The organism is Pseudomonas sp. FH4 (assembly GCF_000510915.2).
GTDB classification, from domain to species: Bacteria; Pseudomonadota; Gammaproteobacteria; order Pseudomonadales; family Pseudomonadaceae; genus Aquipseudomonas; species Aquipseudomonas brenneri.
The window spans coordinates 1-17,698 of sequence record NZ_AOHN01000030.1; the positions used below are offsets into that span (position 1 = coordinate 1).

General features: G+C 61.3%; 19 protein-coding genes. 10 read left to right on the forward strand and 9 right to left on the reverse strand.

The annotated features are described in order from the left end of the window. Window positions 1-68: 68 nt before the first annotated feature. Window positions 69-716 (reverse strand): hypothetical protein, encoded by a 648-nt coding sequence (locus tag H097_RS22805; RefSeq protein ID WP_032862631.1) that lies wholly within the window; start codon window positions 714-716, stop codon window positions 69-71. A 367-nt stretch (window positions 717-1,083) separates the two neighbouring features. Here H097_RS22805 and coxB point away from each other — a divergent pair, with 367 nt between their 5' ends. From coxB to H097_RS22825, 4 genes are all read left to right on the forward strand, one after another. Continuing rightward, window positions 1,084-2,211: a cytochrome c oxidase subunit II gene (gene coxB / locus H097_RS22810; protein WP_032862632.1), complete on the forward strand. Its 1,128-nt coding sequence runs from the start codon at window positions 1,084-1,086 to the stop codon at window positions 2,209-2,211. A gap of 58 nt (window positions 2,212-2,269) precedes the next feature. Beyond that, window positions 2,270-3,859, forward strand: coding sequence for a cytochrome c oxidase subunit I (gene ctaD / locus H097_RS22815; RefSeq protein ID WP_029290313.1), 1,590 nt, complete (start codon window positions 2,270-2,272; stop codon window positions 3,857-3,859). A gap of 141 nt (window positions 3,860-4,000) precedes the next feature. After that, the gene (locus tag H097_RS22820) at window positions 4,001-4,552 is read left to right on the forward strand and encodes a cytochrome c oxidase assembly protein (RefSeq protein ID WP_032862633.1); all 552 of its coding nucleotides are present in this window, start codon (window positions 4,001-4,003) and stop codon (window positions 4,550-4,552) included. Between the two features lie 34 nt (window positions 4,553-4,586). Next, window positions 4,587-5,474, forward strand: a complete 888-nt coding sequence (locus H097_RS22825) for a cytochrome c oxidase subunit 3 (RefSeq protein WP_032862634.1) — start codon at window positions 4,587-4,589, stop codon at window positions 5,472-5,474. Window positions 5,475-5,479: 5 nt separating this feature from the next. Here the strand turns inward: H097_RS22825 and H097_RS22830 are convergent, their stop codons facing one another. Then, window positions 5,480-5,683 (reverse strand): twin transmembrane helix small protein, encoded by a 204-nt coding sequence (locus H097_RS22830; RefSeq protein WP_032862635.1) that lies wholly within the window; start codon window positions 5,681-5,683, stop codon window positions 5,480-5,482. Window positions 5,684-5,767: 84 nt separating this feature from the next. On the opposite strand from H097_RS22830, the gene H097_RS22835 reads away from it, so the two are divergent. From H097_RS22835 to H097_RS22855, 5 genes are read left to right on the forward strand one after another with little or no spacing between them, the layout of a single operon-like run. Then, window positions 5,768-6,508 carry an SURF1 family protein gene (locus H097_RS22835; RefSeq protein ID WP_032862636.1) on the forward strand — a complete coding sequence of 247 codons (741 nt, stop codon included), beginning with the start codon at window positions 5,768-5,770 and terminating at the stop codon, window positions 6,506-6,508. Continuing rightward, complete coding sequence (locus tag H097_RS22840) at window positions 6,474-7,067, forward strand: hypothetical protein (protein ID WP_032862683.1); 594 nt, start codon at window positions 6,474-6,476, stop codon at window positions 7,065-7,067. Before H097_RS22835 ends, H097_RS22840 begins: the two co-directional genes overlap by 35 nt. A 10-nt stretch (window positions 7,068-7,077) precedes the next feature. Continuing rightward, on the forward strand, window positions 7,078-8,157 hold the full coding sequence (locus H097_RS22845) for a COX15/CtaA family protein (protein WP_032862637.1): 1,080 nt from the start codon (window positions 7,078-7,080) through the stop codon (window positions 8,155-8,157). Then, window positions 8,145-9,044 (forward strand): heme o synthase, encoded by a 900-nt coding sequence (cyoE, locus tag H097_RS22850; protein ID WP_032862638.1) that lies wholly within the window; start codon window positions 8,145-8,147, stop codon window positions 9,042-9,044. Before H097_RS22845 ends, cyoE begins: the two co-directional genes overlap by 13 nt. Then, window positions 9,041-9,676: an SCO family protein gene (locus H097_RS22855; RefSeq protein ID WP_032862639.1), complete on the forward strand. Its 636-nt coding sequence runs from the start codon at window positions 9,041-9,043 to the stop codon at window positions 9,674-9,676. Before cyoE ends, H097_RS22855 begins: the two co-directional genes overlap by 4 nt. A 157-nt stretch (window positions 9,677-9,833) precedes the next feature. Here H097_RS22855 and H097_RS22860 read toward each other — a convergent pair whose 3' ends face one another. From H097_RS22860 to H097_RS22870, 3 genes are read right to left on the reverse strand one after another with little or no spacing between them, the layout of a single operon-like run. Beyond that, window positions 9,834-10,607, reverse strand: a complete 774-nt coding sequence (locus H097_RS22860) for a MetQ/NlpA family ABC transporter substrate-binding protein (protein WP_032862640.1) — start codon at window positions 10,605-10,607, stop codon at window positions 9,834-9,836. 50 nt (window positions 10,608-10,657) lie between these two features. Then, window positions 10,658-11,332 carry a methionine ABC transporter permease gene (locus H097_RS22865; protein ID WP_029290333.1) on the reverse strand — a complete coding sequence of 225 codons (675 nt, stop codon included), beginning with the start codon at window positions 11,330-11,332 and terminating at the stop codon, window positions 10,658-10,660. After that, entirely contained in the window at window positions 11,332-12,339 is a 1,008-nt protein-coding gene (locus H097_RS22870; RefSeq protein ID WP_032862641.1) for a methionine ABC transporter ATP-binding protein, read from the reverse strand. The genes H097_RS22865 and H097_RS22870 overlap by 1 nt, the downstream gene beginning before the upstream one ends. A 193-nt stretch (window positions 12,340-12,532) precedes the next feature. Between H097_RS22870 and katE the strand changes: the two genes are divergently transcribed. Then, window positions 12,533-14,746 carry a catalase HPII gene (gene katE / locus H097_RS22875; protein ID WP_223232748.1) on the forward strand — a complete coding sequence of 738 codons (2,214 nt, stop codon included), beginning with the start codon at window positions 12,533-12,535 and terminating at the stop codon, window positions 14,744-14,746. Between the two features lie 114 nt (window positions 14,747-14,860). On the opposite strand, the gene H097_RS22880 is transcribed toward katE, so the two are convergent. The 4 genes from H097_RS22880 to zur are packed head-to-tail and all read right to left on the reverse strand — an operon-like array spanning window position 14,861 to window position 17,678. Then, a complete protein-coding gene (locus tag H097_RS22880) occupies window positions 14,861-15,580 on the reverse strand; it encodes a PA5502 family lipoprotein (protein ID WP_032862643.1) in 720 nt (239 codons plus the stop codon). A gap of 37 nt (window positions 15,581-15,617) precedes the next feature. Further along, on the reverse strand, window positions 15,618-16,406 hold the full coding sequence (gene znuB, locus H097_RS22885) for a zinc ABC transporter permease subunit ZnuB (RefSeq protein WP_029290341.1): 789 nt from the start codon (window positions 16,404-16,406) through the stop codon (window positions 15,618-15,620). Then, window positions 16,399-17,184 (reverse strand): zinc ABC transporter ATP-binding protein ZnuC, encoded by a 786-nt coding sequence (gene znuC / locus H097_RS22890; RefSeq protein WP_032862644.1) that lies wholly within the window; start codon window positions 17,182-17,184, stop codon window positions 16,399-16,401. The genes znuB and znuC overlap by 8 nt, the downstream gene beginning before the upstream one ends. Beyond that, window positions 17,184-17,678, reverse strand: coding sequence for a zinc uptake transcriptional repressor Zur (zur, locus tag H097_RS22895; RefSeq protein ID WP_174553319.1), 495 nt, complete (start codon window positions 17,676-17,678; stop codon window positions 17,184-17,186). The genes znuC and zur overlap by 1 nt, the downstream gene beginning before the upstream one ends. Window positions 17,679-17,698 lie beyond the last annotated feature (20 nt).

Here is a 17,698-nt window from a genome sequence, read left to right on the forward strand (position 1 = left end):
GAGGCTGCTAGCTGAAACTGTCCAACTTTTCGGGGGCAGTCCATTTGTTCTATGTCAGGCAGGAAAACTCAGGCCGGCTGATCCAGCTCCAACTCCACACCCAACTGGCGCGACAGGCACGGCCAGCGCTTCCACGCGGCTTCCGTTGCCGGGCTTTTGAGTTGCTCGCGATAGGCTTCGACGGACTCCAGGGCGAAGCTCTCTTCATTGAGCATTTCATCCACCGCCAGGTGCACGGCCTCGTCCAGCTGATTGGCGAAATCTTCACCGATCAGTTGGTGGGCAATCACGTTGGCCACGGTGGTGTCCGCAGGAATCAACGGCTGGCCGAAATGCTTGATATACAGATCGTTTACTTCTTCTACCAGCCGGTGGGCCAGGTAGGCTTCGTCCAGCAGGCCGTTCAGGCCTTCATGAGCCGCCAGGATGGCGGGCGGCTGGAGAAAGAAATGCTCGGCGATTTTCAGCACCGGCTTGATCTGGCTTTCAATCCCGGCTTCCCGGGCCACGTCGTTGGCGGCATCCAGCAGGTCCGGGACCTGATCGATGTAGGCGGTGACGAAACGCGTCATCACGGCATTACGATCACCCTCGGCCAGGGAAATGGCCGAGTGCAGGTGGGGTAACTGAGCGTCCAGTTGTTTAGCCAATTGGCCGGTGGACGCTTCATGTTGATGGGCACGGGAAATCTGCTCGCGCAATGCGGCGGTGTTCATGAAAGCTCCAGGAATACGGGCGTAGGAAAGGGGACTGCATAAGGTAGCTCGTTTATACGAGCCCCTAAGACGCATTTGTCATAATTATTTCATGGTTATGCGCCGCTGTTATATCGAAATGCCATCGTTCGTCGGATAGGCCCTGAATATGCTGGCCGGCTAGCGCCGTTCGTCTCTTTTTACTGATTTGCCCCCACACATTGCGGGGTCGCAGTCGCTGTCTATACTCGGGTTTGTACGTAATTAGCTGATGACGCCCGACTGCATTAGGCAGGCAAGGCTTGGCGGATGTAAGCAGTTTGGAAGCCGCCCCCTTGGCCGCAGGTGCAAACCGGCGGGATAACAAGAACGATAAGGGGAACCCGCAATGACGCGACATCCACATGTTTGGATGGGCTTACTCTTGTGGTCAGTATTCAGCCAGGCGCAGGCCGCCTGGACGGTGAATATGGCACCAGGGGCCACTGAAGTCAGTCACGCCGTGTTCGACCTGCACATGACCATTTTCTGGATCTGTGTGGTGATCGGCATCATCGTGTTTGGCGCCATGTTCTGGTCGATGATTGTGCATCGACGCTCTACGGGCCAGGTGGCGGCCAAGTTCCACGAAAGTACCACGGTCGAGATTCTCTGGACCGTCGTGCCCCTGCTGATCCTCGTCGCCATGGCCATTCCGGCGACCAAGACCCTGATCAACATCTACGACAGCAGTGAGTCGGATATCGATATCCAAGTCACCGGCTACCAGTGGAAGTGGCACTACAAATACCTGGGCCAGGACGTCGAGTTCTTCAGCAACCTGGCCACCCCCGCCGAGCAGATCCAGAACAAGGCCACCAAGGGCGAACACTACCTGCTGGAAGTCGACCAGCCGCTGGTGCTGCCGGTGGGCGCCAAGGTGCGCTTTTTGGTGACCGCGGCCGACGTGATCCATTCCTGGTGGGTGCCAGCGTTTGCGGTCAAGCGCGATGCCATCCCCGGCTTCGTCAACGAGGCCTGGACCCGGGTCGAGAAGCCCGGCATCTACCGTGGCCAGTGCGCAGAGCTGTGCGGCAAGGACCACGGGTTCATGCCCATCGTGGTCGAGGTCAAGTCCAAGGCCGACTACGAAGCCTGGCTCGGCGAGCGCAAGGTCGAGGCTGCCAAGCTCAAGGAGCTGACCTCCAAGGAGTGGACACTTGAAGAGCTGGTGGCGCGTGGCGACAAGGTCTACCACACCACCTGCGTGGCCTGTCACCAGGCCGAAGGCCAGGGCCTGCCGCCGATGTTCCCGGCGCTCAAGGGCTCGAAAATCGCCACCGGACCTGCGGTAGATCATCTGAGCATCGTCTACCACGGCAAGCCCGGTACCGCGATGGCGGCGTTCGGCAAGCAGCTGTCGGAAGTCGATATTGCGGCGGTCGTGACCTACGAGCGCAACGCCTGGGGCAACAACAAAGGCGACATGGTCACGCCTAAAGACGTGCTGGCCATCAAACAGGCGGAAAGCAAATGAACCTCTTCATTGCGTATGCCCTGAACCGCCCCGCCCATCCGCTTGCAGGAGAACGGCCATGAGCACTGTGATCGACGACCACGGTCATGCCGCTGACCACGCCCACGGCCCCGCCAAGGGCTTGATGCGCTGGGTGCTGACCACCAACCACAAAGATATCGGGACCATGTACCTGTGGTTCAGCTTCGCCATGTTCCTGCTCGGCGGTTCGTTCGCCATGGTGATCCGGGCCGAGTTGTTCCAGCCAGGTTTGCAGATCGTCGAGCCGGCATTCTTCAACCAGATGACCACCATGCACGGCTTGATCATGGTGTTTGGCGCGGTGATGCCGGCGTTTGTCGGCCTGGCCAACTGGATGATCCCGCTGATGATCGGCGCGCCGGACATGGCCTTGCCACGTATGAACAACTTCAGTTTCTGGCTGCTGCCGGCGGCGTTCCTGCTGCTGGTCTCGACCCTGTTTTCCCCGGGCGGCGGGCCGAATTTCGGCTGGACCTTCTACGCCCCGCTCTCCACCACCTATGCCCCGGAAAGCGTGACGTTCTTTATCTTCGCCATCCACCTGATGGGGATCAGCTCGATCATGGGCGCGATCAACGTGGTCGCCACCATCCTCAACCTGCGTGCGCCCGGCATGACCTTGATGAAGATGCCGCTGTTTGTCTGGACCTGGCTGATCACCGCGTTCTTGCTGATCGCGGTGATGCCGGTACTGGCCGGTTGCGTGACCATGATGCTGATGGATATCCACTTCGGCACCAGCTTCTTCAGCGCCGCCGGTGGTGGTGACCCGGTATTGTTCCAGCATGTGTTCTGGTTCTTCGGCCACCCCGAGGTGTACATCATGATCCTGCCGGCCTTCGGTGCTGTCAGTTCGATCATCCCGACCTTCTCGCGCAAGCCGCTGTTTGGCTACACCTCGATGGTCTACGCCACGGCAAGCATCGCGTTCCTGTCGTTTATCGTGTGGGCGCACCATATGTTCGTGGTGGGCATTCCGCTGGTGGGCGAGTTGTTCTTCATGTACGCCACGTTGCTGATCGCCGTGCCCACCGGGGTCAAGGTGTTCAACTGGGTCAGCACCATGTGGCAAGGCTCGCTGACCTTCGAGACGCCGATGCTGTTTGCCGTGGCCTTCGTGATCCTGTTCACCATCGGCGGCTTTTCCGGGCTGATGCTGGCCATCGCCCCGGCGGATTTCCAGTATCACGACACCTACTTTGTGGTGGCGCACTTCCATTACGTACTGGTACCTGGGGCGATCTTCGGGATCTTCGCCTCGGCCTACTACTGGCTGCCGAAATGGACCGGCCACATGTACGACGAAACCCTGGGCAAGCTGCATTTCTGGCTGTCGTTCGTGGGGATGAACATGGCGTTCTTCCCGATGCATTTCGTCGGGCTGGCCGGCATGCCGCGCCGGGTGCCGGACTACAACCTGCAGTTCGCCGACTTCAATATGGTGTCGTCGATTGGCGCCTTCATGTTTGGCGCCACGCAGATTTTCTTCCTGTTTATCGTGATCAAGTGCATCCGTGGCGGCAAGCCGGCGCCGGCCAAGCCGTGGGATGGTGCCGAAGGGCTGGAGTGGAGCATTCCTTCGCCGGCGCCGTACCACACCTTCACCACGCCGCCGGAGGTCAAATGAACAGCGGCCGCCCACCTGTAGGAGCGAGCTTGCTCGCGAAGGGCGTGAACGATAACGCGGGTTGCCTGGATAAACGCGGCGCGCTCTGGTTTTTCGCGAGCAAGCTCGCTCCTACAGAACCGTCACGCGGGGGTGGGCGCCATGGCTGATTCCGTGCCCCTCAACCGCCTGGTCACGCGCCTGCTGATTCTGGTGCTGGCGATGTTCGCCTTTGGCTTTGCCCTGGTGCCGATCTACGACGTGATGTGCAAGGCGTTCGGTATCAATGGCAAGACCGCCGGGCAGTACGAAGGCTCGCAAGTGGTCGATCCGTCGCGCCAGGTGCGGGTGCAGTTCCTGTCGACCAATGCCATCGATATGGTCTGGGAATTCCACTCCAAGGCCGACGAAATCGTGGTCAACCCTGGCGCGGTCAACGAGATGGTGTTCGTGGCCTTCAACCCCAGCAACAAGCCGATGACGGCCCAGGCGATCCCGAGTATTTCCCCGGCCGAAGCGGCGATGTACTTCCACAAGACCGAGTGTTTTTGCTTCACCCAGCAAGTGCTGCAGCCGGGGGAGCGCATCGAGATGCCGGTGCGCTTCATTGTCGATCGCGACATGCCCAAGGATGTGAAGCATTTGACCCTGGCGTACACGCTGTTCGATATCACTGCGCGCCAACCGCCCGTGGCTGTCCATACCGGCGGCTAGGCGTGCCTGCGGGCTCGATTAGGAGAACGGATACATGTCGACTCATGATACGTACTACGTACCAGCGCAAAGCAAGTGGCCAATAATTGCCACGTTTGGGCTGCTGATCACCGTGTATGGCCTGGGATTGTGGTTCAACGACCTCAAGGCTGCGCGCCCGGAATCCCACGGGCCGCTGATCTTTTTCGTCGGCAGCCTGCTGCTGGCCTACATGATGTTTGGCTGGTTTGGCGCAGTGATCAAGGAAAGCCGCGCCGGCCTCTACAGCGCGCAGATGGACCGCTCGTTCCGCTGGGGCATGACCTGGTTCATCTTTTCCGAGGTGATGTTTTTTATCGCGTTCTTCGGCGCGCTGTTCTATGTGCGGCATCTGTCGGCGCCGTGGTTGGCCGGTGAAGGCTCCAAGGGCATTGCGCACATGCTGTGGCCGAATTTCGAGTTCGCCTGGCCGTTGCTCAACAACCCGGACCCCAAGCTGTTCCCGGCGCCTGAAGGCACCATCAGCCCGTGGGGCTTGCCGCTGGTCAACACCATCTTGCTGGTGAGCTCCAGCGTGACCATCACCATCGCCCACCACGCCTTGCGCAAGGGCCATCGCGGCGCGCTGAAAATCTGGTTGGCGCTCACCGTGTTGCTGGGGGTGGCGTTCCTCGGGTTCCAGGCCGAGGAATATATCCACGCCTATAAAGAGCTCGGCCTGACCCTTGGCTCCGGGGTGTATGGCGCGACCTTCTTCATGTTGACCGGGTTCCACGGTGCCCACGTAACCATCGGCACGATTATTTTGTTCGTGATGCTGATGCGCATCCTCAAGGGGCATTTCAATGCCGAGCACCAGTTCGGCTTTGAGGCGGCCAGTTGGTATTGGCACTTTGTGGATGTGGTGTGGATCGGTTTGTTTTTCTTTGTCTACGTGCTGTAGCGGGTTTACCAGGGCGCGTGGGACACCAGCTGGCCGCTGAAGAACCCCAAGGTGATCAGCACCAGGGTAATCACGGCCAGCACCACGCGCACGGTCAAGGCAGTGACAAGACGATTGGAGTGGCCTTCGTCCTTGACCAGAAAGAACAAGCCACTGAACAGGCTCACAACGGTAGCGATCAGCATCAGGGCAATAGCGGCTTTGAGCATGGTCAGGCTCCAGGGCTCTTTTTTTGAGGGGCGGGCAATGAGATTCAGTATAGCCAGCGCTGCATCGATCTTCGCGGCAACGCCATGAAACGCTTTCGCCCCGGGATTGCGCCGACGCTGGTGGTGCTCGTGCTGCTGCCGTTGATGGTGTTTCTCGGTTTCTGGCAACTGTCCCGTGGCCAGGAAAAACAGGCGCTGCTCCAGAGTTACGCCGAGCGCCGGGCGGCACCGCCTATCAGTGTTGAACAGTTGGATGCGGTGGCTGATCCGGCCTTTCGCCGGGTGCAGTTGCGCGGGCAGCTCGACGCCAGGCACAGCGTATTACTGGATAACCGCATGCGTGACGGCAAGGCCGGCGTCGAGTTGCTGCAACCCTTTCATGACCAGGCCAGCGGCCAGTGGCTGTTGCTCAATCGAGGCTGGCTGGCGTGGCCGGATCGACGCACGCCGCCGGCCTTCACCACGCCCGACCAGCCTTTGAACATCAACGCCTGGGTGTATGTCGCGCCAGGCGAGACGTTCCAGTTGCATGCCGACCCGGCAGCCGCGCAATGGCCGCGCTTGTTGACGGCGCTGCATCCACAGGCGCTTTGGGCTGAGTTGGACCGTAGCGGGTTTGCCTTTGAACTGCGGGCCGAAGCCGGCCCCGCGACCTATGAAACCCAGTGGCCGGTAGTGGCCATGGGGCCGGAAAAACACGTGGGGTATGCCGTGCAGTGGTTCGCCATGGCGCTGGCGCTGCTGGGTCTTTACCTCTACCTCGGATGGCACAACGCAAGGGAGAAGCACCATGGGAGCGGCCATGAATCCACTCAACATGTCTGATACGCCAGCAGCGCCCAACCGGCGCAAGGGGCGCTGGCAATTGATCCTGATCCTGATGATGGTGATCGGCCCGATGGTGCTGGCGACCCTGATGTACAAGTGGCAGTTCTGGGTGCCGGACAATCGCAGTGATCACGGCGAGATGATCGGCAATGGCCAGACCCGTGCCGATATCGGTGTGCAGGCTGACGAGGACCGCTGGCAGCTGTTGGTGACGGCGCCTGCGGCCTGCACTGCCGATTGCCAGCAATTGGTCTACCTCGCGCGCCAACTGCAGATCGGCCTGGGCCGTGATGCGTCCCGCGCCAGTCATGCCTTGGCCAGCGCGCAGCCCGTCAGCACCGAATACGAGGCCAAGCTGAAAGCCGAATACCCGCAATTACAGCGTTTCCCCCTGGACCTGCCGACCTTCAAGCAAAACGCTGCCGCGCCCGGCGATGCCCAGCTGTGGATCGTCGACCCCCACGGCAACCTGGTGCTGCGCTATGACGCACGGGTCAAGGGCAAGGACTTGCTCAACGACCTGCGCCACCTGCTGAAACTGTCGAATATCGGATAAGGGCATCGTCATGGCCAAACCTGGATTTCGCCTCGCGTTGTTTGCCACGTTGCTGGCGCTGATTGTCGTGCTGCTTGGCGCCTACACCCGCCTGACCCATGCCGGCCTCGGTTGTCCGGATTGGCCGGGCTGCTACGGCTTTATCAGCGTGCCTAAAAGCGAGGCCCAGTTGGCCCATGCCGAGTTGCATTTCCCGGACACGCCGGTGGAGGCCGACAAAGGCTGGAACGAGATGATCCACCGCTATGCGGCGGGCACCCTGGGGCTGCTGATCGCGTTGCTGGCCACCCGCGCCTGGACCCATCGCCGGCATCCGGGGCAGCCCTTGAAGCTGCCGCTGTTCCTGCTGGCGGTGGTCTTCGCCCAGGCGGCCTTTGGCATGTGGACGGTGACACTCAAGCTCTGGCCGCAGGTGGTCACCGGGCATTTGCTGGGTGGGTTTGCGACGTTGAGCCTGCTGTTCTTGCTGACCCTGCGTTTGTCCGGGGTGTTGCCGGCGCTGATCGTACCCAGGCGCTTGCAGTACTGGGCCACGGCTGGCCTGGTATTGGTGATCGGGCAGGTGGCCCTGGGTGGTTGGGTCAGCTCCAACTATGCGGCGGTGGCCTGTATCGACTTGCCGACCTGTCATGGGGAGTGGTGGCCGGCGGCGGACTTTGCCAATGGCTTTCACCTGACCCAGCATATCGGCCCCAACTATCTGGGCGGGCAACTGGACAGCGACGCACGCACGGCGATTCACCTGACCCATCGCATGGGCGCGCTGGCGGTCACCGTGGTGCTGCTGGGGCTGGCCTGGCAGCTCAAGGCGGTGGGCATGACGCGCCTTGCCGGGTTGCTGCTGGTGGCGCTCGCGGTACAGATCGGCCTGGGCCTGAGCAATGTGTACTTTCATTTGCCGCTGCCGGTGGCAGTCGCCCATAACGCCGGCGGTGCTGCATTGCTGCTGACCCTGGTTTTGGTCAATTACCACGCCCGTACCAGCCTGGTCCGGGTCCGCCATCAAGTGCCGTTCGGTTGGCGCTTCAGCCCGCGTAAACACGTTTCGGGCCTGACCACCCTTAAAGGAGAGATGCCATGGCGACCTTGATTGGCGAGCGTCACAGCCAGGCGATCTGGCGTGACTATTTGGAGCTGACCAAGCCCAAGGTGGTGGTGTTGATGCTCATCACCTCGCTGGTGGGCATGTTTCTCGCCACCCGCGCCGGTGTGCCGTGGACGGTGCTGATTTTTGGCAACCTGGGGATTGCCCTGTGTGCCGGTGGCGCGGCAGCGGTCAACCATGTGGTGGATCGACGGATTGACGCGGTCATGGCGCGCACCCATAAGCGGCCCCTGGCCGAGGGGCGGGTTTCGCCGGCCGCCGCGCTGACCTTTGCCCTGGCGCTGGCCGTGGCCGGGCTGGCGTTGCTGCTGGCGTTTACCAACCCATTGGCGGCCTGGCTGACGCTGGCTTCGTTGCTGGGCTACGCGGTGATCTATACCGGCTTTCTCAAGCGCGCGACACCGCAGAACATCGTGATCGGCGGCCTGGCTGGCGCCGCGCCGCCTTTGCTCGGGTGGGTGGCGGTCACCGGCCATGTCAGCGCCGAGCCACTGTTGCTGGTACTGATCATCTTCGCCTGGACCCCGCCGCACTTCTGGGCCCTGGCCATTCATCGCAAGGAGGAATACGCCAAGGCCGATATCCCGATGCTGCCGGTGACCCACGGTGAGCACTACACCAAAGTGCATATCCTGCTCTACACCTGCGCGTTGCTGGCAGTGAGCCTGATGCCCTATGTGATCCATATGAGCGGGCTGTTGTACCTCGGTTGCGCACTGGTTCTGGGCGCGCGCTTTCTGCAATGGGCCTGGGTGCTGTACCGTGGCAGTCGGCCGCACGCGGCGATCAATACCTTCAAGTACTCTATCTGGTACCTGTTCCTGCTATTTATCGCCCTGCTCGTAGACCACTACTTATTGTTGAACCTATGACTCGAACTCAAAAAACTGTCTTTATCCTGGTGGCCCTGGTGGCGTTGATCATGGGCCTGACCGTCAACAAAGTACTGTCCGGCAAGGGCCAGGGCGACCCGACGGCGCTGATCGACGCAGGCATTATCCTGTTGCCGCAAAGCCGCCAACTGCCGCCCGTGACCATGACCAACCAGGACGGCCAGCCAGTGCTGGTCAATGAGTTGAAGGGAAAGTGGAGTGTGCTGTTCTTCGGTTATACCTTCTGCCCGGACATCTGCCCGACCACCCTCGCCCAACTGCGCCAGATCAAGAGCGAGCTGCCCAAGGACGTGGTGGATAAGCTGCAGGTGATCCTGGTCAGCGTTGATCCGCATCGCGATACCCCGACGCAGCTCAAGCAATACCTGGGCTACTTCGATCCGCAATTTGCAGGCCTGACCGGCGCGAATGTGGAGGATGTGCAGAAGGTGTCGAATGCGGTGAGCATTCCGTTCATTCCAGCCGATACCAGCAAGCCGAACTATACGGTCGACCATAGCGGCAACCTGGCGCTGATCGGCCCGGATGGCACCCAGCGTGGGTTTATCCGCGCGCCGTTGAACAACCAGAAGCTGGTGGCGCAGTTGCCGGGGTTGTTGCAGCGCAACTAGTTCTGGAGCAAATCCAGCCGACAACACAGATCAACTGTGGGAGCTGGCTTGCCTGCGATAGCGTCAGGTCAGCCAGCCTTTTGGTCGCTGATCCACCGCTATCGCAGGCAAGCCAGCTCCCACATTCGATCTCCAGTGTTTTGGAGATAGTGCTCGATCAGAACGCCGGCAGAATCGCGCCTTTGTACTTCTCGTTGATGAATTTCTTCACTTCTGGGGTGTGCAGGGCTTTGACCAGCTTTTGCACCGCGTCCGAATCCTTGTTGTCCTCACGGGTCACCAGGATGTTGACGTAAGGCGAGTCGCTACCTTCGATCGCCAGGGCATCCTTGGAGGGATCCAGCTTGGCTTCCAGGGCGTAGTTGGTGTTGATCAGCGCCAGGTCGACCTGGGTCAGCACGCGCGGCAGGGTGGCGGCTTCCAGTTCGCGGAATTTCAGGCCTTTTTCGTTGCCGGTGATGTCCTTGATGGTCGACAGGATATCGGTCGGGTTCTTCAAGGTGATCAGGCCCTTGCTGGCCAGCAGCAACAGCGCGCGGCCGCCGTTGGTGGCGTCGTTGGGGATGACCACGTTGGCGCCGTTTGGCAGCTCGGCCAGGGTCTTGTACTTGCTGGAGTACGCGCCCAGGGGTTCCAGGTGCACGCCGGCCACACTCACAAGGTGAGTGCCCTTGGCCTTGTTGAACTCATCCAGGTACGGCTGGTGCTGGAAGAAGTTGGCGTCCAGGCGCTTCTCGGCCACTTGTACGTTCGGCTGCACGTAGTCGGTGAACACTTTGACCTTCAGGTCCACGCCTTGCGCGGCCAGGGCCGGCTTCACGAATTCAAGGATCTCGGCATGCGGCACCGGTGTGGCGGCGACCGTCAGGGTCTCGGCGGCATGGGCGGAAAACGCGGCAACCGCGGCGAAAGCAACCAGTAGTTTTTTCATCCAACAAGCTCCTTGTTCGGGCATCTGCCGGCGGGGGCCGGCAATGGCCGTTATTTTCGTGAGTAGTGTGTCACCAGCTTATCGCCGATGGTTTGCAGAATCTGTACCAGCACAATCAACATCACCACGGTGACGACCATCACGTCATCCTGGAAACGCTGGTACCCATAACGGATCGCCAGGTCGCCCAGGCCACCGGCACCCACCACACCCGCCATGGCGGTGTAGCCCACCAGGGCAATGGCGGTCACGGTGATTGCTGCAATGATGCCGGGCTTTGCCTCGGGCAGCAGCGCCTTGGTGATGATCTGCCGGGTGGTCGCGCCCATGGCCTGGGTCGCCTCGATGATGCCGCGATCGACCTCGCGCAGGGCGGTTTCCACCAGCCGGGCGAAGAACGTCGAAGCGCCTACCACCAGCGGTGGAATGGCGCCGGCGACACCCAGCGAAGTACCCGTGAGGAACACCGTCGTCGGGATCATCACAATCAGCAGGATGATAAACGGCAGGGAGCGGATGGCGTTGACCACAAAGGCCAGGGCGGCATAGGTGGTTTTCTGCTCCAGCAACTGCCGTGGGCTGAACAGAAACAGCAGGATACCCAGCGGCAGGCCCACCAGTACGGTGAAAAACAGCGAGGTGCTGAGCATCAGCATGGTGTCGCTGGTGGCCACCCAGATATCAGCCCAGTCGACGTTGTCGAAATAATGCAGTAACACGTCCATTAACGCAGGACCTCCATGTGCACATCGGCTGCGGTAAAGCGTGCGAATGCCGCTTCCATGTCACCGCCGGTGATGGCCAGGGTCAGTTGCCCGTAAGGGGTATCTTTTATGTGGTCGATGCGACCGGCAAGGATGCTGTAGTCCACGCCCGTTTCGCGGGCTACGGTACCCAGCAGTGGCGCGTAGGTCGCTTCGCCCTGGAACGTCAGGCGTACGATGCGCCCAGGTACATGGGCGAAGACATCACGCTGCTCGCCTTCATCGACTTGCTCGGCTTCCTGCACGAACCGTTTGGTGGTCGCGTGCGTGGGGTGCAGGAACACCTGGGCAACCGGGCCTTGCTCGACGATCACACCGGCATCCATCACCGCGACCTGGTCGCAGACACGGCGGATCACGTCCATTTCATGGGTGATCAACACGATCGTCAGGTTCAGCTCGCGGTTGATCTCGGCCAGCAGTTGCAGGACCGAGGCGGTGGTCTGCGGGTCAAGGGCGCTGGTGGCCTCGTCGCACAGCAGGATCTTGGGCTTGGTGGCCAGGGCGCGGGCGATGCCGACGCGCTGCTTCTGGCCGCCGGACAACTGCGCCGGGTACTTCTTGGCGTGGTCGGCCAGGCCGACACGGTCCAGTAGTTCGGCCACGCGTGCATCGATCTCGCGGCGCGACAACTCGCCCGCCAGGGTCAGCGGCAGCGCGACGTTGTCGGCGACGGTCTTGGAGGCCAGCAGGTTGAAGTGCTGGAAGATCATCCCGACCTGTTGCCGGAAACGGCGCAGGCCGTTGGCATCCAGGGCGGTGACTTCTTCGCCGTCGACCTTGATCTGGCCGCCCGAAGGTTCTTCCAGACGGTTTATCAGGCGCAGCAGAGTACTTTTTCCCGCACCAGAGTGGCCAATCAGGCCGAACACCTGGCCGTTCTCGACGCGCAGGCTGGTGGGGTGCAGTGCGGGGATATCCTTGCCGGCGACCCGGTAGGTTTTATGGACGTTATGAAACTCGATCACGTAGCGAACCTTGTGGGGCGCATTGAAAAGGGATCAGCGGTTAGCCGGGCGCGCATTTTAGCCTGTCCATCTAGTGTTTCTTAGCATTTATTTCGTATTCAACCAGTGATTTGGCAATAACGCGATCAAAGGTCATAAAAAAGGAACGGTCAAAAACCGTGTCAGTCACTACTTAGGCAACTCGATTTCCCAGGTGCCGTGCCTGGGGTTTTGCTCAAACGAGCCAGGGACCGCTCTGGCCTACGCAAACGAGGAGTTTTGTCTGATGAGTACCAAGAAACCCGCAAGGGCGGCCAAGAGCGAGCTTGCCGGCACCGATACCCTGGACCGTGGCAACACCAATGCCAAGCTGCAAAGCCTGGAAAAATTCCGTTCCGACGCCACTGGCCAGGCGCTGCGCACCAATCAGGGGGTGAAAATCTCCGATAACCAGAACAGCCTGAAGGCCGGCGCTCGCGGGCCTTCGCTGCTGGAAGATTTCATCATGCGTGAAAAGATCACGCACTTTGACCACGAGCGTATTCCGGAGCGCATCGTGCACGCCCGCGGTGTGGGGGCTCATGGTTACTTTCAATCCTACGAGAACCATTCGGCGCTGACCAAGGCCGGTTTCCTACGCGACCCTGGGCATAAAACGCCGGTATTCGTACGCTTTTCCACGGTGCAAGGGCCGCGCGGTTCGGGCGATACCGTGCGCGATGTGCGCGGCTTTGCGGTGAAGTTCTACACAGAGGAAGGCAACTTCGATCTGGTCGGCAACAACATGCCGGTGTTCTTTATCCAGGACGCCATCAAGTTCCCGGACTTTGTCCATGCGGTAAAACCCGAGCCCCATAACGAAATGCCCACGGGCGGTTCGGCTCACGATACGTTCTGGGACTTTGTGTCGCTGGTACCGGAATCGGCGCATATGGTGATCTGGGCCATGTCCGACCGGGCGATCCCGAAAAGCCTGCGCAGTATGCAGGGGTTTGGCGTGCACACCTTTCGCCTGATCAATGCCGAAGGCCAGTCCAACTTCGTCAAGTTTCATTGGCGTCCTACGGTGGGCACCTGCTCGTTGGTGTGGGATGAGGCGCAAAAACTCGCAGGCAAGGACACTGACTTCCACCGACGTGACTTGTGGGAGTCCATCGAGGGCGGTGACTATCCCGAGTGGGAGCTGGGGGTGCAGGTCATTCCTGAAGAAAACGAGCATAAGTTCGATTTCGATATTCTTGACCCGACCAAGCTGATCCCCGAAGAGCTGGTGCCGATCATGCCGCTGGGCAAGATGGTGCTCAATCGCAACCCGGACAACTATTTTGCCGAGACCGAGCAGGTGGCTTTCTGCCCTGGTCATATCGTGCCGGGTATCGACTTCTCCAATGACCCGCTGTTGCAAGGTCGGCTGTTTTCCTACACCGATACGCAGATCAGTCGTCTAGGTGGCCCGAACTTTCATGAGTTGCCGATCAATAGGCCAGTAGCGCCGTTTCATAACGGCCAGCGTGATGCGATGCACCGCTCCACCATCGACAAGGGGCGTGCGTCCTACGAGCCGAACTCGATCGATGGCGGCTGGCCGAAAGAAACCCCGCCGGCAGCGCAAGACGGCGGTTTCGAGTCCTACCCGGAGCGCATCGACGCGCACAAGATTCGCCAGCGCAGTGAGTCTTTCGGCGATCACTTTTCCCAGGCGCGCCTGTTCTTCAACAGCATGAGCCAGCACGAGCAGGAGCACATCATCGCGGCCTACAGCTTTGAACTGGGCAAGGTCGAGCGTGAGTTTATCCGGGCGCGCCAGGTGAATGAGATCCTGGCCAATATCGATCTGGGACTGGCCAAGCGCGTGGCGCAGAACCTGGGCCTGCCAGCGCCGAAAAAAGGCACCGTGCCGGTGCGCAAGACTGCGCCAGAGCGCTCGCCGGCCTTGAGCCAGGCCAACCTGCTGTCGGGGGATATCAAGACGCGCAAGGTGGCGATCCTGGCGGCCAACGGTGTTGATGGTGTCGCGATTGCTGCACTGAAAAAGGCGCTGGCCGCGCAAGGTGCCCATGCCAAATTGCTGGGGCCGACCTCGGCGCCGGTGACCACCGCAGACGGTAAGAGCCTGGCGGTGGATGCTTCGATGGAAGGCTTGCCGTCGGTCGCGTTCGACGCAGTGTTTGTGCCGGGTGGGGCGAAGTCGATCCAGACGTTGAGCGGTGATGGCGTGGCGTTGCATTACCTGCTGGAGGCGTACAAGCATTTGAAGGCGATTGCGTTGGCCGGTGAAGCGAAGCAGTTGCTGGGCGTGTTGAAGCTGGAAGCGGATGCGGGGTTGATTGTTGGCGGGGATGCCAAGGCGTTGAAGGCGTTTTTTGTGGCAATTGCCCAGCATCGGGTTTGGGGGCGCGAGCCTCGGGCCAAGGCGGTTCCGGCCTGATCTTGTAGGAGCCAGCCTGCTCGCGAAGACCGCCAACGATAGCGCAGAGCTGTCAGTTAGCCTGCGGTGGCTATTGGTTTTTCGCGAGCAAGCTCGCTCCTACAGGGGTTGGCGTCAGTCCGCCTTGCGCGGAATCAGCACAACCTGGGCCGGAATATGCTTGAGGATCTGCCGGTGGATCTTCAGGTCGTAGCCTGAGTCGAGGCGTTTCACCCGCTTGGTCAGCAGCGTGTTCAGCCACGGGTAATCCTCGGTGCGCGGCACCTGGATGCTCACATCACACTGGTAATTCACCACATCGGTGGCGATGGCATCCAGTTGATGGCGCAACTCCTGAATATCCGTGAGGTTCAGCGCAACCGTGGTGCTCTCGGCAGTGGGGTCGATCACCTTGGCCGGTGGCTTGGCTTCGGCGGCCTTGAGGGCGGCTTCGGCTTTATCCAGCTCGGCCTTGCGTGCGTGGGCGATGGCGCTGTTGACCCCACCCGTCAGCGCTGGCGCCTTGGGCATCAAGGCGCGGGCGCGGCTCAGGGCGGTGGCGGCGGCGTTGACATCACCTTTTTGCAGGACGATCTGGCTGCGCTGCAAATAGGCTTCGGCCAACTGACGTTGATAAGGCTCCAGGGCCGGGTCGTCGGGCGACTGGGCCTGCAACGCAGCCAGTTGGTCCTCGGCGGTGGCCAGCTCGCTGCTGGCCAGGTTTTGTTCCAGTTGTGCAATGGCCGCAGCGCGCGCATCCGGAACCTCAGGGGCGACGGGCGGGGTGCTTTGGCAGGCGCCCAGCAGCAGGGAAAATGCGGCAAGGAGCAGATAACGGGAGGTGAACGGCTTCATTCCTGCGACTCTCTAATTGCGCAAAAAGCGAGCAAGTCTACACCCCTCGACGGGGCAGGACAAAACTCAGCAGAAACAGTGCGGCGGCCGTGACCACAATCGACGGCCCGGCCGGGGTGTCCTTGAACCAGGACAGCGCCAGGCCGCCACACACGGCAAGCATCCCCAGCAGACTGGCGCCGACCGCCATCTGTTCCGGCGAGCGTGCATGACGCTGGGCGGCGGCGGCGGGGATGATCAATAGCGACGTGATCAACAATACGCCGACAATCTTCATTGCGACAGCAATCACCACGGCAATCAGCAACATCAGGGTCATGCGCAGTGCTGGCACAGGCAAGCCTTCGACGGTGGCCAGTTGTTCGTGGACGGTAATTGCCAGCAGCGGGCGCCACAGGGCCACCAACAGGATCAATACAGCAGCGCTGCCGCCGAGAATCCAGGCCAGGTCCGTGGGGCTGATCGCCAGCAGGTCGCCGAACAGATAGGCCATCAGGTCGATACGCACTTCGTGCATAAAGCTCAGGACTACCAGGCCCAGGGACAGCGTGCTGGGCGCGAGGATCCCCAGCAGGGTGTCCGACGCCAGGGGCTGGCGCTGTTGCAGGGTCACCAGCAGCACGGCGAGCAGCAGGCAGCCGACGGTCACTGCGATGGTCGGGCTGACGTCCAGCAAAAAGCCCAGGGCCACGCCGAGCAGGGCCGCGTGGGACAAGGTATCGCCAAAGTAGGCCATGCGCCGCCAGACCACGAACGAGCCCAGCGGGCCCGCCACCAGCGCCAAGGCCAAGCCTGCGAGCAGGGCGTAGAGCAGAAAATCAGCCATGCTTGCAGCTATCTCCGTGGACGTGGGTATGAGGGGTAGTCGGATCGGCAACCACGGCGCCATGCAGGTCATGGGCATGGTCGTGATGGTGGTGATAAATCGCCAGGCTCTGGGCGTTCTTGCCGAACAGTTCGACGAAGGCCGGGTCGCCGCTGACCTGTTCCGGGTGGCCGGAGCAGCAGACGTGGCGATTGAGGCATACCACCTGGTCAGTGGTGCTCATCACCAGGTGCAGATCGTGGGACACCATCAGCACGCCGCAGCCATGGCGGTCGCGCAGGCGGGTGATCAGGCTGTACAGCTCGGCCTGGCCGGCGACGTCGACGCCCTGCACGGGTTCGTCGAGTACCAGCAGCTCAGGTTCGCGCAACAGGGCGCGCGCCAGCAGGACGCGCTGCATTTCACCGCCGGAGATGCTTTGCACCGGGCTGTCGATCACCTGTTCGGCGCCGACTTCCTTGAGCGCGGCCAGGGCCCGGGCGCGATCCACGCCAGGCACCAGGCGCAGGAAGCGCAGCACCGACAACGGTAAAGTCGGGTCGACGTGCAATTTTTGTGGCATGTAGCCGATGCGCAGCCTGGGCTTGCGCCAGACACTGCCGCTGTCGGGCTTGAGCAGGCCCAATACCGCACGCACTAGCGTGGTCTTGCCGGCGCCGTTGGGGCCGATCAGGGTCACGATCTGCCCTGGCTCGACGCTCAGGTGAATGTTGTCCAGCACGTTCTGGCCGGCGAACGAGACCCCGACCTGTTCCAGGCGGATTAGCGCAGTGCTCATCAAGCCCCCTGGCAGCCCGAGCAGATACCCACCACTTCGACGGTCTGCCCTTCGACCCGAAAGCCCACATCGCTGGCGCTCTTGATAATCGCGTCGCTGATGCTTTTTTGTTCAAGTTCGATGGCGGCGTGGCATTCGCGGCAGATCAGGAACTGGCCCTGGTGCGCATGCTCCGGGTGATTGCAGCCGACAAAGGCGTTCAACGAGGCGATGCGGTGCACCAGGCCGTTTTCCAGCAGGAAGTCCAGCGCACGGTACACCGTCGGCGGCGCGGCGCGGCGGCCGTCCTGCTCGCTGAGCACGCCGAGAATGTCGTAGGCGCCCAGCGGTTTGTGGCTCTGCCACACCAGTTCCAGCACCCGCCGGCGCAGGGCCGTCAGGCGCAGGCCTTGGCGTGCGCACAGGGCGTCGGCCTCTGACAGTGCGGTGTGTACGCAGTGAGAGTGGTCGTGGGGACGGCTGGCAAGCGGTGTTTTAGGCATGAGCGGCGACAGATTTTTGTGAGAGACGTTAT

What these genes read in the sequence shown, in the direction of transcription:
- H097_RS22805 (WP_032862631.1), bottom strand. Translation starts at nt 716, where the DNA reads ATGAACACCGCCGCATTGCGCGAGCAGATTTCCCGTGCCCATCAACAT.
- coxB (WP_032862632.1), top strand. Translation starts at nt 1,084, where the DNA reads ATGACGCGACATCCACATGTTTGGATGGGCTTACTCTTGTGGTCAGTA.
- ctaD (WP_029290313.1), top strand. Translation starts at nt 2,270, where the DNA reads ATGAGCACTGTGATCGACGACCACGGTCATGCCGCTGACCACGCCCAC.
- H097_RS22820 (WP_032862633.1), top strand. Translation starts at nt 4,001, where the DNA reads ATGGCTGATTCCGTGCCCCTCAACCGCCTGGTCACGCGCCTGCTGATT.
- H097_RS22825 (WP_032862634.1), top strand. Translation starts at nt 4,587, where the DNA reads ATGTCGACTCATGATACGTACTACGTACCAGCGCAAAGCAAGTGGCCA.
- H097_RS22830 (WP_032862635.1), bottom strand. Translation starts at nt 5,683, where the DNA reads ATGCTCAAAGCCGCTATTGCCCTGATGCTGATCGCTACCGTTGTGAGC.
- H097_RS22835 (WP_032862636.1), top strand. Translation starts at nt 5,768, where the DNA reads ATGAAACGCTTTCGCCCCGGGATTGCGCCGACGCTGGTGGTGCTCGTG.
- H097_RS22840 (WP_032862683.1), top strand. Translation starts at nt 6,474, where the DNA reads ATGGGAGCGGCCATGAATCCACTCAACATGTCTGATACGCCAGCAGCG.
- H097_RS22845 (WP_032862637.1), top strand. Translation starts at nt 7,078, where the DNA reads ATGGCCAAACCTGGATTTCGCCTCGCGTTGTTTGCCACGTTGCTGGCG.
- cyoE (WP_032862638.1), top strand. Translation starts at nt 8,145, where the DNA reads ATGGCGACCTTGATTGGCGAGCGTCACAGCCAGGCGATCTGGCGTGAC.
- H097_RS22855 (WP_032862639.1), top strand. Translation starts at nt 9,041, where the DNA reads ATGACTCGAACTCAAAAAACTGTCTTTATCCTGGTGGCCCTGGTGGCG.
- H097_RS22860 (WP_032862640.1), bottom strand. Translation starts at nt 10,607, where the DNA reads ATGAAAAAACTACTGGTTGCTTTCGCCGCGGTTGCCGCGTTTTCCGCC.
- H097_RS22865 (WP_029290333.1), bottom strand. Translation starts at nt 11,332, where the DNA reads ATGGACGTGTTACTGCATTATTTCGACAACGTCGACTGGGCTGATATC.
- H097_RS22880 (WP_032862643.1), bottom strand. Translation starts at nt 15,580, where the DNA reads ATGAAGCCGTTCACCTCCCGTTATCTGCTCCTTGCCGCATTTTCCCTG.
- znuB (WP_029290341.1), bottom strand. Translation starts at nt 16,406, where the DNA reads ATGGCTGATTTTCTGCTCTACGCCCTGCTCGCAGGCTTGGCCTTGGCG.
- znuC (WP_032862644.1), bottom strand. Translation starts at nt 17,184, where the DNA reads ATGAGCACTGCGCTAATCCGCCTGGAACAGGTCGGGGTCTCGTTCGCC.